Genomic DNA, 13890 nt, shown 5'->3' on the forward strand with positions numbered 1-13890 from the left:
CCGTTTGTGCACCCGGGTATCGAGCATCCCGGCTCAATTGCTGCCGATGCATCTCTAGTCATCGGTGCCGTCGACGTGTTCACGACCGGCAACCCCCATCCTCTTCGGCACAGCGAACGCTGCACGACGACAGGAAAGAAGATTGGTCTGGTGGACCAAGGATCAAGCGCCCCTATGTCGCTAGCGTGAGCGTTCGGTGGAGTCACTCGCCAGAGGGTTGGGGTTCGACGACTCGCACGCTCATCAAGGAGGATAGCTTGGCGCAAAAGTACACAGCACAGGATCTCGTGGGGATTGTCGGAATCGTTCCGACGCCGTCGACTCCCGACTCGGCACGCTGGGACACGGACAATACGATTGAGACGAGCGTGACTACCGCGATGATCCAAGGTGCTGCGCCGGCCGTCGACGCACTGTTGACCCTCGGTACCTTTGGCGAAGGCGCGACGGTAACCGAGCTTGAGGTCGCCGCGTTCATGAGAATTGTGGTGTCTGAAAGTGGGAAGACGCCAGTATTCGCAGGTGCGACAACATTAAATACCCGCGACACGATCCGCCGCGCTCGAATGCTTCTCGACATCGGCGTTGATGGCTTGTTTCTCGGGCGCCCGATGTGGTGCGAGATGGATGACGATGCGATCGTCGGCTTCTACTCCGACATCGCCGAAGCTCTGCCCGAAGTCCCCGTCATCTTGTACGACAACCCTTCGGCTTTCAAGAGCAAGCTCTCGCCAGCGCTGTACTCAAGGCTATCCGAGATTCCCACGCTCATCGGCGCGAAGTACACTTTCCTCGGCCCCCAGTACGCGGATGACGTCGAAGCGTGTGGTGATCGAATCCGGTTGCTCCCTATGGATGCCGATTGGCTAGACGCACACCGGATTGTGGGGGATGCCGCCGCTGCCTGCTGGAGCCCCAGTGCCGCATGTGGCACCGAACCCCTCGAACGGCTACGCAACGCGATGGTCTCCTCGGATTGGGTCGCTGCGGAGGCAATCTCCCAGGAGATAGAATACGCGTACTCAACGCTCATGCCCCAGGGCGACTTCGCAAGTTTCTCGCGGTACAACATCCCCCTCGACAAGGCGCGCATTGCGGCAGCCGGTGTCATCGATCCCGGCCCGCCGCGCCCGCCCTATCAAACCGCTCCCCAGTCGTATCTAGACGGGGCCACTGAGGCGGGCACCAGGTGGGCCGAATTGCGGAGCAGCTACACGGTTGGTGCCGTAGCTGGCCCCGCCCGCTAGTCGGACATCGTTGCGAGAGCTCCTCGCAAACTGCATGTGTGGTTTCAGTACATCGTGGACACCTGTCTCACGTCATCGTGGACAGCAGTGCCGGTGAAGCCGTGATGTCTCACGTCATCGTGGACACCCTGGCCGGTGCAGTGTCAGCGGGTGAGCAAAGCCGAAGTGTTGATCCTCGCCGTCACCGTTCAGGGTCTCTCCGTGCGGGAAGCGGCCCGCATTCACGGGGTCTCGAAGTCGCTGGTCCATAAGCTCCACCAGCGGTGGCTCACCGAGGGCGAGGCGGCCTTCGCACCGCGCTCGAGAGCGCCAGGATCCAGTCCTCGTCGAACCCCGGACGCCGTTCGGGCCCGGGTGCTGCAGTTGCGCGCCCAGCTCACCGCCGATGGGCTCGATGCCGGCGCCGACACGATCGTCGCCGTCCTGGCCGCTGAGGGCACGACGGTGTCACGGTCGACGATCTGGCGGATCCTGCGCGGCGCTGAAGCGATCACCCCGCAACCCCAAAAGCGACCCCGGTCCTCGTGGCAGAGGTTCACCGCCGAGCGGCCCAACGAGCTCTGGCAGTCCGACACCACCCACTGGCAGCTCGCCGACGACAGCGAGGTGGAGATCATCGCCTGGCTCGATGACCACTCCCGATTCCTGACCCACCTCAGCGCCCACGCCCGCGCCAACGGCCGCACCGTCACCGACACCTTCCAGCAGGCCGCGATGGAGCACGGCTATCCGGCGGCGACGTTGACGGACAACGGCAACATCTTCACCACCCGCTTCGCCGGCGGCACCCGTGCTCGCACCTCCGGCAATGCCTTCGAGACCCTGCTGGCTCTGCACGGCATCACCCAGAAGAACGGCCGCCCCTACAAGCCCACCACGCAAGGCAAGATCGAACGGTTCTGGCAGACGCTGAAGAAGCGCCTCACCGTGCGCCCCGCCGCAACGCTTGCCGAGCTGCAGCACGAGCTGGACGAGTTCCGCACCCACTACAACCAGCACCGTCCGCACCGCTCGTTGAACCGGCGCACCCCGGCCTTCGCCTACGCCCTGATCCCCAAGGCGGCACCGACCCAGCCGGACGACCCGAACATTTGGCGAGTGCGCTACGACACCATCGACGCCGGCGGGAAAGTCTCCCTACGGTTCGCGAACCGCATGATGCACCTCGGCTACGGCCGAGCCCACGCCCGCATCGCGGTGATCGTCCTCATCCACGGACTCCACGCCACCACGATCACCCCCGACGGCGAGGTCATCGCCGAGCACATCATTAACCCCAACAAGGGCTACCAAGCCAAAGAATGAAAAACGGGCGAACCCCGCAACCGCGGGTTCACCCGTCCACGATGTCGTGAGACATCACACTCCTCGCAAACTGCACCATCGAACCCCCAACAAGGAACGACACAAGGCGTGTCGGGCGACGGAGCCCGACCGCGATGAAAGGAAGCTCCAGTGACGATCAATGATTCGACTCTGACCTCTTCGGAAGCACCAGAAGTTCCCCGTAGAACCCTTCGCACGGTTGCGGCGACTGCGGCCGGCACCGCCATGGAGATGTATGACTTCGTCCTCTACGGAACTGCGGCTGCACTTGTGTTCGGCCCGCTGTTCTTCCCGCAGGTGGATCCCGTGATCGGCACGTTGGCGTCGTTGGCAACTTTTGGGGTTGGCTTCGTCGCCCGTCCGCTTGGCGGCATAATCTTCGGGAATCTTGGTGACCGAATCGGTCGCAAGAAGGTGCTCATCATCACCATGATCGGGATGGGCATCTTCTCGACGATCATCGGGTTGCTTCCGACGTATGAGACGATCGGGATCTGGGCTCCCATACTGCTAGTCCTTCTGCGGCTCTTTCAGGGGGTCGCGATGGGGGGCGAGCAAGGTGGCGCTATCGTCATGGCCGCAGAATCCGATGGTCAGCGTTCACTGCGCCGTGGTTTCTTAGGTGCATGGCCCGGAGTGGGCATGGCAGGCGGGCTTGTTCTGGCGACGCTCATCTTCGGTGCGTTCGCCGGGGCGCTTGACGAGGCGGCGTTCCTCTCCTGGGGATGGCGAGTACCATTCCTCATCAGTCTCGTCCTGGTCGCAATCGGTCTTGCCATTCGACTCGGCGTGCCCGAGACCAGCGTGTTCGAGGCCGCCAAGACCGGGCAGCGCACGACACGCTCGCCCATGATCGATGTCATACGTAGCTACTGGCGTCAAATTCTGTTGGTGATCGGGATGAAGTCGGGCGAGACCGCGGCATTCTTCCTCATCGCAACGTTCTCGGTGAGCTACGGAAGTCAGTTCCTGGGCATCGCACGTGCTGACATCCTCAACGCTGTTCTCGTTGCCGCAATCGTGGAGATGATCACACTTCCGCTCTGGGGTGCTCTGTCCGACCGAGTCGGACGTCGGCCGGTGATGATTTTCGGCGCGGCGTTCCTGCTCGTTTTCACAGTACCGTTCTTCCTGTTGTTGAACACCACGGCCATGCCTCTGGTGTACCTTGCCCTGATCCTTGCAATGGGAATGGGCCACGCACCTCTTGCGGCACCATCGGGCGCGTTCTTCGCCGAGGCTTTCCCCACGCGCGTGCGGCTCAGCGGCGTGTCGCTCGGTGTGCAGCTCACTGCAGCTATTGCGGGAGGCTTCACGCCGCTCATCGCGACGGCACTGCTCGCCGCCACGGGGAACACCTGGTCCGTTGCCGGGTACATCGGGGCGCTCGCACTGATCTCCCTCATCGCAACACTCATGACGCGTGAGACTTTCAAGACAGGCGAACTGCCGGTCGACTAGCTCACACAAAATGTTCAGCATAGAGAAGGAAAGGAACGCCGACTATGGGCAACGACAGTGCGAAGCTCAGCGAAGAAGGACTCCAGGAGTTCATGCAGGAAATTGACCGCATGCACCACCGGGATGATCAGCACGTGACCGAACCTCATCTCGTCACGCATTCGGAGGACGCCTACTGGCTCACGGGTGGGACGGACAATCCCTCCCACCTCGGTCTGCTGCGTCACGTGCCGATGAAGACTGTGGAGTTCGTACTCCAGGTGATTCCGGCGGAGACCTCGACGGACCTCCAGAGGCACGTCCACGAGTCCGTTCACTACGTGGCGGACGGTGGCGGATGGTCGGAGATCGGCGACCAGGTTGTCACCTGGAGCAAAGGTGACTTTGTCTTCACTCCCCCCTGGATTTGGCACCGGCACTATGCCAATTCGGAGGACGTGCACATGATCATCATCGAGAATTCTCGGCTCCTGAACAGCCTCGACGCTGGTCGTCGCGAAAGCCGTGGCAAAGTCAGCTTTGCTGAAGAGTTCGGCGTTCAAGACACATGAGTGCATTCGTACTCGACGGTCAGGAGTACAATCACGCGATGACACAACCCGCCACGTCGCCTCCGATCGATACAGGGGCCTCGGGAAGGTCCCCGCACACCTTCACGTGGATACTGGAGCTTTCTTCCGTCTCCGACGTTCCCGGCGAGCTGACCGACACGGCGCGCGAGGTAGCGCGCCAGCATCTTGGCCCCGGCCCCGCTCAGTGGGTTGCGTCTGAAGCGGCCGGTGTCGCGAATCTGATCGTCAGGACGGATCCGTCTCTCGCGTCTCTAGGGAGAACAGTCCATGAGACAACGGAGCTATTGTTCCTGGACACCATCCTCCGGTTAGTGGATCCGAATCTTGGCCGGCTCACGAGGCCCCTGGTCCTGCAATTGGCGCAAGGGGCCATGAATGAGGGCGCGACTCTGGCCGCCGTCCTGAGAGCTCTCAACCTCGGGCAAGCTGGAATCACCGAAGCGCTCCTTCACGAGTGTGAACGGCTCATTCCCGTGGGTGAGCAGGGCGCCAACATGCGGGCACTTGTCAGCAGCGTGGTCGATACGCACAACCAACTCGCGGATGTCATCACCGACATGCATCCAGCAACGGAGAATCCGGTGCGGGGTCTTCATGAAACGGAATCTGGAGTCCTCGCTGCTCTCTTGAGCGGTCGAGGCCGACCGGAACGATTCGAACAGGTCACCCGATATCCGCTTGACCGAATCCACGTGGCCGCAGTCGCATTCAGCCAGCGGGAAGAACCCGAGAAGCTCGTGGCCACGACCGTAAAGGCGCTCGAGGGGATGGGATGCGATCAGATCTTCAAGGTGAAGATCGCACCCAACGTGCTCTGGGCGTGGGGGAGCGTTCGCACTGCTGGCGATCTCCGTCTAGAGCCACCGCCACCGTGTAATGGATGGACCATGACGGTCGGTCTCCCCGGTAGCGGCGCAGCGGGGTTCATCGCCAGTCATGACGAGGCGCGTGCTCTGCAGAAGGTCGCCATGATGGCCGGCTGGCGCAACCTCGGGCGAATCCTGCCGTATGACCGTTATGGGGCAGTCGCTGAACTCGCCGCTCGTCCCGAACGTCTTCAGAGGTTTCTCGAGGTTCAGCTCGGCGGACTCCTCGGGGACAGCGGTCGCGAGACGGACCTTCGAAGCACCATGCTGGAGTATCTCAATGTCAATCGCAGTCAGTACGCCGCGGCTCAGCGGCTTCATGTCTCGAAGAACACCGTGAGTTACCGGCTTCGCCGAGCTGAGGAGATCCTTGGCAGGGACATCGGTGAGGATCTCAGTCCGCTTCATACTGCGCTGCTGGCCACTGATATTCTCGGAGCAGACTTCGCTGCGCAGGTGGTGGCATGAATCGCGAGGACGAGATGACGGAATATCCACGACGCTCTGGCCCGCGCCCGTCGACGACGTCGACGAACCCGCACACACAGCTCGACCAACAGCCCGTGGATCATCAACCTAGGTTGCGGCTGATCGAATTGCTGGGCGACCTTCCGGTTGTATGGGCGGGCTCAATGATCTCAGTGCCCGGGGCGCAAGCGCTGACGTTGCCTCCTGGCACCGGCCAAGGGCCGCCCGAGGCCTTCATGATCGACAGGGAGTTTGCGCACCTCCACCCGGCACCAGACTTTTCCCTGCACCTTGTGCTGCCGCAAGCCGTTGCCGAAGCAGCGATCGAAGCTGGCTGGGCCGAGCAGCATCCCATTGCGCGCCTCGGTTTTATCTCGCCCGGAGCTGTTATGGTTTACTCCCCACGTGATGCTGGTGAAGCGGCGATTGCGGCGGGCTTGATCAGGCAGTCGTATGCCTATGCGACGGGCGTTCATCCAACGTCCACCCAAGTAGGCGAGTCCACCGAAGTAGGCGACACGGGCCGTTGACGGCGCGTGTCGGTCAGACAATATCGGTGCTTCACAATCCAGAGAACCATCATTGCAGGACGGAAGGACAAGCTCATGGCAGGACGCCTGGAGGGAAAAGTTGCTCTCATCACCGGCACCGCGGACGGACAGGGCAGGGCGGCGGCACTAGCCTTCGCTGCCGAGGGCGCCAAGATCGTGGGATGCGATCTCAAGGCAGACCTCGCTGAAGAGACGGTCGAGATGGTGCGCGCGAAGGGAGGCGACATGGTGTCGATGCAGCCTCTGAACTTGAGCGACGAAGCCGGGGTGCAGAGCTGGATTGACTTCGCTGTCGACGCGTATGGCGACTTCGACATCCTCTACAACAATGCCTCTGGGGTGAGAGGAGGCACCATCGAGTCCCTCACTCGCGCTGACTGGGACTTCGACATGACGAACGAGGTCACCATCTTGTTCCTGGCGATCCAGAAGGCACTGCCGGTGTTCAAACGCAAGGGCCACGGCGTCATCCTGAACACTGGATCGGTCGCCGCTATGGTGGGCTCGGCAATGCCCGGAAACGTTGCGGGCAACCTGGTGCACAACGTGGCGAAGGGTGCGGTGCTGCGGCTGACGACCAACCTGGCAGTTGAGTTGTCTCCGTGGAACATTCGGGTCAACACCGTCTCGCCAGGTTTCATCGACACCCCCGCCACGCGACCACTGCTCGACGCCGGAGGGCGCGAGCCAGTCGAGAATTCGTTGCTCAACCCTCGCGTTGGCCGGCCCGAGGATATTGCTTTGGCGGCCGTGTACCTGTGTTCTGACGAGGCAGACTATGTGACCGGGTCCAACCTCGTGGTCGACGGTGGCTGGGTCGCTGGTGGCGGTGTTGGCCGCCCAGACCCTGCGATCGAGCGGATCTTCGGCGAGGTGATGAGTAAGCTGGCAAACGCCCCCTCGGCCTAGAACCTTGCTTCGCTGTACGGCGCGGTGTCGAGGTCGCCGCAGTCGAATTCGCGGGTGATTTTCACGGAACCCACCCGTGCCGATTGCTGACATTCAGCGGTCGCCTTCACCATCGGGTCATTGTTGCGGTTGTCACGCCAGGACAGAGAACGGGGCGCCCTGTCAGGTGCACAGACGAACTCCTGACACTCGACCTCGCTCGGAGCGCGGTGCGGTCGGGCAGCGCTCGAGCTTGTCGTAATCGACGGGTTCGCGTGCGTCTCGCCTGCCGTGGCCGAAATGTCGCCGTGCCCGACTGAGTTGGGGTGCCCGGCCGGGCCGACGAGTGCGCCGGCGATATGAATCGTCTTAGACCGTGGTGTCAACACCGACTGCCCGACGACGTTCATCCACCCCATCGGTGGATTTGCGTGGGGCATCGAGTCGGCCAACTTCCTCATCGACAACCTCGAGGAGGGCGACAAGGTCGTCGCGCTGCGCATCCTGCCCGGCGTCGACGTGCTCGAGCAGCGCTGGGCCACGGCCGAGCGTCTCTTCGAGGAGGTCGGCATCGCGGCCGTCGACTACTTCACGGGAGCCGACCCGGCAGAGATCAAGAACATCATCTCTGACGAGCTCGCCGCCCCTCAACCGCTACGAGACGAGTCTCGTCAACACCGTCGAACAGGCGCTCGACGCACTCGAGCCTCCGCTCGGCCATGGCGTCGGGCTCGCGCTCGACAGCTATCACCTCAAACATCGAGCAGAACAGTCCCGCGGCCGCGATCCGGCTCGCGGGCGACCACCTGACGCACGTACAGGTGTGCGGCAACGACGCGGTGTCGTCGGCGACGACCACACCGATTGGCCCGCCATGCTCGACGCGCTCGACGACGTCGGCTACGCGGGCCCGCTCAACTTCGAGAGCTTCACCGCCGACAATGACACGATCGCGACTGCTGCCTCCATCTGGCATCCCCTCGGGCAGAGTCAGGATGCTCTGGCTGAGCGCACGTACGACTACTTGACCGCGCTGCAGAACGAGAGGTACTCCGCATGAGCACGCACCCCGTCACCCTGTTCACCGGCCAGTGGGCCGATCTGAGCCTCGAGGAGGTGGCGCGGTATGCCTCCGAGTGGGGTTACGACGGGCTGGAGACCGCGTGCTCCGGCGAGCACCTCGATGTCGCTCGCGCCGTCGAGGGCGACCCGTACGTCCAGGAGCGGCGTCCAGGAGCGCCTCGACATCCTCAAGAAGTACGACCTGAAGGTGTGGGCGATCTCGAACCACCTCAAGGGTCAGGCCGTGTGCGACGACCCCATCGACTTCCGCCACCAGGCGATCGTTGGCTCGCGCGTGTGGGGCGACGGCGAGGCGGAGGGCGTGCGACGGCGCGCAGCCGAGGAGATGAAGCTCACCGCGAAGGCCGCGCGCCGACTGGGCGTCGACATGGTCGTCGGGTTCACGGGCTCGAAGATCTGGCCGTACGTCGCGTTGTTCCCGCCCGTCGGCGCCGACGTCATCGAGGCGGGGTTCCAGGACTTCGCCGGCCGGTGGAACCCCATCCTCGACGTCGTCGACGGCGAGGGGGTGCGCTTCGCCCACGAAGTGCACCCGAGCGAGATCGCCTATGATTACTGGTCGAGCGTGCGCTCCCTCGAGGCGATCGAGCACCGAGAGGCGTTCGGCTTCAACTGGGAACCCTCGCACATGATGTGGCAGGGCATCGACCCGGTCGGTTTCATCGTCGACTTCCAGGACCGCATCTACCACGTGGACTGCAAGGACACGCGGATGCGTCCGGCGAACGGTCGCGCGGGAATCCTCGGCTCGCACCTGCCGTGGGGCGACCCGCGGCGCGGCTGGGACTTCGTCTCCACCGGTCACGGCGACGTGCCGTGGGAAGACTCCTTCCGCGCGCTGCGGTCGATCAGCTACGAGGGGCCCATCTCGGTCGAGTGGGAGGACGCCGGCATGGATCGACTGCACGGGGCGAAGGAGGCCGCGGGGTTCATCCGTTCGCTGCTGTGGGGTCAGCCGACCGCGTCCTTCGACGCCGCCTTCAGCAACCAGGACTGAACGGCGGCGCCGTCCTCGAGGTCAGCGCCGCGGCGCGTCCGGGTCCTCCGGTGACTCCTCGCGGCGCTCCTCGACGAGGTCCTTCGTGCGCAGCAGCCGCAGAGCAGTGACGAGCAGCAGGCCGCCGACGACGTTGAGGATGAGGGTCCACCAGAACCAGGAGAGCCACTCGAGGTAGCCGAAGTCGGCGCCCGCCTGGATCGCGCCGAAGATGAGGAGCGAGTCGAGGATCGAGTGGAAGAGCGGCACGCCCGCGAGCAGGAATGGCCTGACCCCAGATTTTCGGTCCGTTCGTTATGAGAGTCGTCTTGTTGCCCCGCTCGTCGGGGAGGAAGACTGGATTCATCATGACCACGAGAAGGCGCCGGCACACGCCGGAACAGATCGTTCGCAAGCTCGGCATCGCTGACCGTGTCCTGGCCGATGGCGGCGACGTTGCAGCTGCCTGCCGGGAGCTCGGCGTGTCGGAGCAGACCTACTACCGGTGGCGCAACCAATACGGCGGCCTGAAAGCAGAAGACGCGAAACGGCTCAAAGAGCTCGAGAAACAGAACGCGACCTTGAAGCGACTGCTGGCTGAGGCGGAGCTGGAGAAGGCGGCGTTGAAGGAGCTGGCAGAGGGAAACTTTTAGGCCCGGGCAGACGCCGCGCCGCGATCCGTCACTTGCTGAGCGTGTTCGACATCAGTGAGCGGATGGCGTGTCGTCTGGTCGGGCTGAGCAGATCGGCCTGGCGCCGACCCTTGGTCTCGGAGACCTGCGCCGACCCAGACGCTGCATTGCGGACGTGGCTGCGAGCGTGGGCGAAGACTCATCCTCGGCGCGGCTACCGCAACGCCCACGCCGACGCCGTCGGTGAGGGCTGGGTGGTGAACGTCAAGAAGATCCAACGGCTCTGGCGTGAGGAAGGCCTGCGGGTGATCGTGCGTCGTCGCCGCAAACGCGTCGGCGCCTCCACCGCTGAACCTATCCCGGCTGACGCGCCTAACACGGTGTGGGCGGTGGATTTCCAGTTCGATGCCACCGAGAACGGTCGCAACCTGAAGATCGCCTCGATCATCGATGAGCACACCCGCGAATGCGTCGGCGGGCTCGTGGAGCGCTCGATCACCGCCGACCGGCTCGTGGACGAACTGGAGCGCATCGTCGCCCACCGTGGCCTGCCGACTGTGTTGCGGTGCGACAACGGGCCCGAGTTCGTCTCCCAAACCCTCGCCGACTGGGCGAACGACTCGGTGGGGATCTCCTACATTCCGCCGGGCCAGCCGTGGCGCAACGGCTACGTGGAATCGTTCAACTCCCGCATTCGCGACGAGTGTTTGAACCTGAACAGTTTCTACAGCCTGCACCATGCCCGGGTCGTGATCGGCGACTGGAAAAGGGACTACAACCATGGCCGTCGCCACTCCGCGCTCGGCTACCGGACCCCGGCGGCCTATGCTCGGGACTGCACGCATCGAAACCCGTGACGACTCCCAAACGGCGTGGACCGAAACACGGGGTCAGGCCAGGAAGGCTGCGGCGACCGACGCGATGATCTTCGCCACTGTCGACTCCGTGCCCTGGTGCATGCGCGTCAGAAGAGTAATGGTGCTGCCGCCGAGGATCGCGAGGGCCGCCGTCTCGAGGGTCAGCGGGGCTTCGGCGAACTCCCGCGCGGTCTCGATGACGAGCTCGTGCCACGCGGGCACGGCGATCATGAGCAGCCCCATGAAGAGCCAGCCGCCGGCGAGGTTGGCGACGACGGTGCCGCCCCACAGCATCGCGAGCCGCTTCACCGACGCTTCGCGGGCGATGACGGCGGCGACGGGCATGAGGAAGTTCTCGGTGAACAGCTCGCTGCCGGCGAGCAGGAGGGCGATGAACCCGATGCCGAACGCGAGCGCCGCGAGGAGGTGGTTGCCGGTCTCATGGAGCACGAAGAGGTATGCCATGACGCCTAGCCCCACCTCGAGTCCGCCGAAGAACCCCGTGATGAGCATGTTCGGGAAGGTGCGCTGCAGCCGCTCGGCGCCTTCTTCGACGGTCGCGTCGAACGTCTTCTCGAGCTCCCCCTCGACGGGGGCGTCGTTGTCGCCGAGCTCGGCGCGTCGCTCGCGCTGCTTCTCCTTGTGTTCCTCGTTGTGGTGATCGTCGTCGCGCTTGTCGCTCATGCGCTAACGCTCGCCTAGCCCGGGCCGATTGGCAAGTTCGATCCTGTGAACAACTCGACTCTGACCGGCGGGACTCTTGGCACACTGCATGCATGCATGCACTCATGGGGAAGATCGAGCAGTGGCGGGGCGACGAGCGAGGGGACGTGCCCGGCTGGGTGCTCATCACCTTGATGACGGCGGGCCTCGTCATCATGATCTGGGCCCTTGCGGGTCCCGCGCTGCAGGGCGTGTTCCAGCAGGCGATCGACCGGGTGACCGCGTTCTAGCGTGGACGCCGGCCCTTCGGCGCTGAGCGTCGCGAGCCCGTCGTGGTTCGACGGTGCGTCAGTCGCGCAGGCGCGCCATTATGACGGCGTCCATCCAGTCGCCGTCGCCGTAGCCGACGCGGCGCATGATGCCCTCGTGCTCGAAGCCGAGGCGCTCGTAGAGGGCGATAGCGCGGTCGTTGCCGACGAAGGCGATGAGGGAGAGGCGCTTGAGGTCGAGCCAGTTGTCGGCGAGGTCGATCATGGAGTCCATGAGGGCGGAGCCGACTCCTTGACTCTGCGAGTCTTCGCTCACCGCGACGAGGTCGATCTCGCCGGCATGACGGGCGCGCGGCTCGTCGGGCGTGGTGATGAGTTCGCCGAATCCGACGATCTCCTCCGTCTCGTTGTCGACCGCGACGATCTGGTGCACGCCGTTGCGCGGCGAGAGGCGGGCCTTCGAGTAGTCCGTGCTCGCGAGGGGCACCCGCAGGGTTCCCTGCATGATGTGGGGGCTGGTGAGGATCGCGTGCACGCCCTCGTAGTCGTCCTCGGTGGCTCCGCGGATCGTGAAAGTGGGCTCAGTCATCATCAGTTCCGTTCAGTGCGTGCGGGGGAGGACACTCCAGAGTACCGGGGTGCCGCGTGAGGATGCTCTGCCGACGTGTCACTCGCCGATACCCGCACGACCGAGGTTCGGCGCCCGTCGAGTTCGTCCTCGTCGGCGCCCTGCTGACCCTCGTGACCGTGTCGGTGCTGCAGCTCGCGCTCGCCCTCCACGTGCGGTCGACTCTCATCGATGCGGCGGCGGAGGGCGCCCGGCACGCGGCGCTCGCCGACAGCAGCCTCGCGGCCGGGGTGGAGCGCAGCCGCGACCTCATCGCGACCGCCGTCGGGGAGTCCTACGCGGGCGACATCTCGGCAGGATTCGGCAGCTACGAGGGCCACCCGGTCGTTGTCGTGACGGTGCGCTCCCCGCTGCCCCTCCTCGGGCTCGCGGGGCTCGACCGCGGGTTGGAGGTGAGCGGGCGTGCCGCGCTCGAACCGCTGCGCTGAGCGGTGTCGCCCGGCGCGTTCGCGCCCGGTAGGTACGCGCGCCGCCGACGACCGCGGTTCGGCATCGCTCGAGTTCCTCACCGCGGGAATGCTGTTGCTCGTGCCGCTCGTCTACCTGGTGCTCGCGCTCGGCGCCATCCAGTCGGCGGCGCTCGCCGCGGAGGGAGCCGCGCGGCAGGCGGCGCGCGTGTTCGTGCAGGCCGAATCTATGACAGCGGGCAGCGCGGCGGCCGAGCGAGCCCTCGCCCTGGCCCTGGCCGACCACGGGGTGACGGCGAGTGACGTGGCCCTGAGCATCCGGTGCTCGCCCGTGCCCGCGCAGTGCCACACGCGCCGCGGATGGGTCACCGTGCAGGTGAGTGTGCGCGTTCCGTTGCCGCTGCTGCCGCCCGTCGTCGAGCTCGGCGGGCCGCTCGCGGTGCCGATCGACGCGAGCGCCACCCAGCAGGTCTCCCGGTTCTGGGGCGCGCGGTGAGTGGCCCGGTGTCGGCGAGGCGCAGTGCTGACGTGCACCGTTGGCGACGGGCCCTTCACGACGACCGCGGCTCGACCCTGCCGCTCATCATCGGCTACGCGGGGCTCGCGCTCGTGGTCGTGCTGCTCGTCACGGCGGCGACGGCGCTGTACCTCGAGCGCGCGCGCCTGTTCACGCTCGCCGACGGCGCGGCGCTCGTCGGCGCCGAGTCGTTCGACCTCGGCGACGTGACCGTGCGCGAGGGGGAGGTGCTGAGGCCGAGGCTCACCGACGCGCGCGTGCGCGCGGACGTCTCGGCGTACCTCGCCGCGGCTCCGACCGGCTCCGTCGAGGGGCTCGCGCTCGAGTCTGCGACAAGCCCCGACGGGTTGAGCGCGCGCGTGACCCTCTCGAGCTACTGGCGTCCGCCCGCGCTCACCGTCTTCGTGCCCGACGGCCTGCGCCTCGAGGTCACCGCGACGGCGCGCAGCGTCTTCGACTGACCGCGCCCCGAGACTGCG

15 protein-coding genes and 3 pseudogenes are annotated in these 13890 nt (G+C 65.0%); 15 read left to right on the forward strand and 3 right to left on the reverse strand.

Going from position 1 to position 13890, the window contains the following annotated elements; all coding sequences use genetic code 11:
* Positions 1-257 precede the first annotated feature (257 nt).
* The 10 genes and pseudogenes from HUJ41_RS03870 to HUJ41_RS03915 all read left to right on the forward strand — a co-directional run bounded on the left by HUJ41_RS03870 (position 258) and on the right by HUJ41_RS03915 (position 9459).
* Positions 258-1247 carry a dihydrodipicolinate synthase family protein gene (locus HUJ41_RS03870; protein ID WP_179873422.1) on the forward strand — a complete coding sequence of 330 codons (990 nt, stop codon included), beginning with the start codon at positions 258-260 and terminating at the stop codon, positions 1245-1247.
* A gap of 150 nt (positions 1248-1397) precedes the next feature.
* Complete coding sequence (locus tag HUJ41_RS03875; protein WP_179872159.1) at positions 1398-2552, forward strand: IS481 family transposase; 1155 nt, start codon at positions 1398-1400, stop codon at positions 2550-2552.
* Positions 2553-2702: 150 nt separating this feature from the next.
* Complete coding sequence (locus tag HUJ41_RS03880; RefSeq protein WP_218925637.1) at positions 2703-4034, forward strand: MFS transporter; 1332 nt, start codon at positions 2703-2705, stop codon at positions 4032-4034.
* Between the two features lie 44 nt (positions 4035-4078).
* Positions 4079-4585, forward strand: a complete 507-nt coding sequence (locus HUJ41_RS03885; protein WP_179873423.1) for a cupin domain-containing protein — start codon at positions 4079-4081, stop codon at positions 4583-4585.
* A gap of 38 nt (positions 4586-4623) precedes the next feature.
* Entirely contained in the window at positions 4624-5940 is a 1317-nt protein-coding gene (locus tag HUJ41_RS03890; RefSeq protein WP_179873424.1) for a PucR family transcriptional regulator, read from the forward strand.
* On the forward strand, positions 5937-6470 hold the full coding sequence (locus HUJ41_RS03895; RefSeq protein WP_224744564.1) for a luciferase domain-containing protein: 534 nt from the start codon (positions 5937-5939) through the stop codon (positions 6468-6470). The genes HUJ41_RS03890 and HUJ41_RS03895 overlap by 4 nt, the downstream gene beginning before the upstream one ends.
* A gap of 75 nt (positions 6471-6545) precedes the next feature.
* Positions 6546-7400 carry an SDR family NAD(P)-dependent oxidoreductase gene (locus HUJ41_RS03900; RefSeq protein WP_179873425.1) on the forward strand — a complete coding sequence of 285 codons (855 nt, stop codon included), beginning with the start codon at positions 6546-6548 and terminating at the stop codon, positions 7398-7400.
* Positions 7401-7742: 342 nt separating this feature from the next.
* A pseudogene (locus tag HUJ41_RS12730) lies at positions 7743-8021 on the forward strand (ABC transporter substrate-binding protein); the annotation flags it as partial.
* 181 nt (positions 8022-8202) lie between these two features.
* On the forward strand, positions 8203-8439 hold the full coding sequence (locus tag HUJ41_RS12895; protein ID WP_348531840.1) for a hypothetical protein: 237 nt from the start codon (positions 8203-8205) through the stop codon (positions 8437-8439).
* Positions 8436-9459, forward strand: a pseudogene (locus HUJ41_RS03915) (sugar phosphate isomerase/epimerase family protein). The gene HUJ41_RS12895 and the pseudogene HUJ41_RS03915 overlap by 4 nt, the downstream one beginning before the upstream one ends.
* A 21-nt stretch (positions 9460-9480) precedes the next feature.
* Here the strand turns inward: HUJ41_RS03915 and HUJ41_RS03920 are convergent.
* The gene (locus tag HUJ41_RS03920; RefSeq protein ID WP_179873426.1) at positions 9481-9708 is read right to left on the reverse strand and encodes a hypothetical protein; all 228 of its coding nucleotides are present in this window, start codon (positions 9706-9708) and stop codon (positions 9481-9483) included.
* Positions 9709-9806: 98 nt separating this feature from the next.
* Between HUJ41_RS03920 and HUJ41_RS03925 the strand changes: the two are divergent.
* A pseudogene (locus tag HUJ41_RS03925) lies at positions 9807-10952 on the forward strand (IS3 family transposase); the annotation flags it as partial.
* An 8-nt stretch (positions 10953-10960) separates the two neighbouring features.
* Here HUJ41_RS03925 and HUJ41_RS03930 read toward each other — a convergent pair.
* A complete protein-coding gene (locus HUJ41_RS03930; protein WP_179873427.1) occupies positions 10961-11611 on the reverse strand; it encodes a formate/nitrite transporter family protein in 651 nt (216 codons plus the stop codon).
* A gap of 92 nt (positions 11612-11703) precedes the next feature.
* Here HUJ41_RS03930 and HUJ41_RS03935 point away from each other — a divergent pair, with 92 nt between their 5' ends.
* Entirely contained in the window at positions 11704-11880 is a 177-nt protein-coding gene (locus HUJ41_RS03935; RefSeq protein ID WP_179873428.1) for a hypothetical protein, read from the forward strand.
* 58 nt (positions 11881-11938) lie between these two features.
* Here HUJ41_RS03935 and HUJ41_RS03940 read toward each other — a convergent pair whose 3' ends face one another.
* Positions 11939-12448 (reverse strand): GNAT family N-acetyltransferase, encoded by a 510-nt coding sequence (locus HUJ41_RS03940; protein ID WP_179873429.1) that lies wholly within the window; start codon positions 12446-12448, stop codon positions 11939-11941.
* Positions 12449-12510: 62 nt separating this feature from the next.
* Between HUJ41_RS03940 and HUJ41_RS03945 the strand changes: the two genes are divergently transcribed.
* The 3 genes from HUJ41_RS03945 to HUJ41_RS03955 all read left to right on the forward strand — a co-directional run bounded on the left by HUJ41_RS03945 (position 12511) and on the right by HUJ41_RS03955 (position 13872).
* On the forward strand, positions 12511-12915 hold the full coding sequence (locus HUJ41_RS03945) for a TadE family protein (protein WP_179873430.1): 405 nt from the start codon (positions 12511-12513) through the stop codon (positions 12913-12915).
* A gap of 88 nt (positions 12916-13003) precedes the next feature.
* A complete protein-coding gene (locus tag HUJ41_RS03950) occupies positions 13004-13390 on the forward strand; it encodes a hypothetical protein (protein WP_179873431.1) in 387 nt (128 codons plus the stop codon).
* 32 nt (positions 13391-13422) lie between these two features.
* Entirely contained in the window at positions 13423-13872 is a 450-nt protein-coding gene (locus HUJ41_RS03955) for a pilus assembly protein TadG-related protein (RefSeq protein WP_179873432.1), read from the forward strand.
* The last annotated feature ends 18 nt before the right edge of the window (positions 13873-13890 follow it).

Origin of the sequence: Microcella indica, assembly GCF_013414345.1 — a bacterium.
In the GTDB taxonomy this organism is placed as follows: Bacteria; Actinomycetota; Actinomycetes; order Actinomycetales; family Microbacteriaceae; genus Microcella; species Microcella indica.

Coding starts and splice junctions, on each gene's coding strand:
- HUJ41_RS03885 (WP_179873423.1), top strand. CDS start 4,079: ATGGGCAACGACAGTGCGAAGCTCAGCGAAGAAGGACTCCAGGAGTTC.
- HUJ41_RS03890 (WP_179873424.1), top strand. CDS start 4,624: ATGACACAACCCGCCACGTCGCCTCCGATCGATACAGGGGCCTCGGGA.
- HUJ41_RS03895 (WP_224744564.1), top strand. CDS start 5,937: ATGAATCGCGAGGACGAGATGACGGAATATCCACGACGCTCTGGCCCG.
- HUJ41_RS03900 (WP_179873425.1), top strand. CDS start 6,546: ATGGCAGGACGCCTGGAGGGAAAAGTTGCTCTCATCACCGGCACCGCG.
- HUJ41_RS03930 (WP_179873427.1), bottom strand. CDS start 11,611: ATGAGCGACAAGCGCGACGACGATCACCACAACGAGGAACACAAGGAG.
- HUJ41_RS03935 (WP_179873428.1), top strand. CDS start 11,704: ATGCATGCACTCATGGGGAAGATCGAGCAGTGGCGGGGCGACGAGCGA.
- HUJ41_RS03940 (WP_179873429.1), bottom strand. CDS start 12,448: ATGACTGAGCCCACTTTCACGATCCGCGGAGCCACCGAGGACGACTAC.
- HUJ41_RS03945 (WP_179873430.1), top strand. CDS start 12,511: ATGCTCTGCCGACGTGTCACTCGCCGATACCCGCACGACCGAGGTTCG.
- HUJ41_RS03950 (WP_179873431.1), top strand. CDS start 13,004: ATGCTGTTGCTCGTGCCGCTCGTCTACCTGGTGCTCGCGCTCGGCGCC.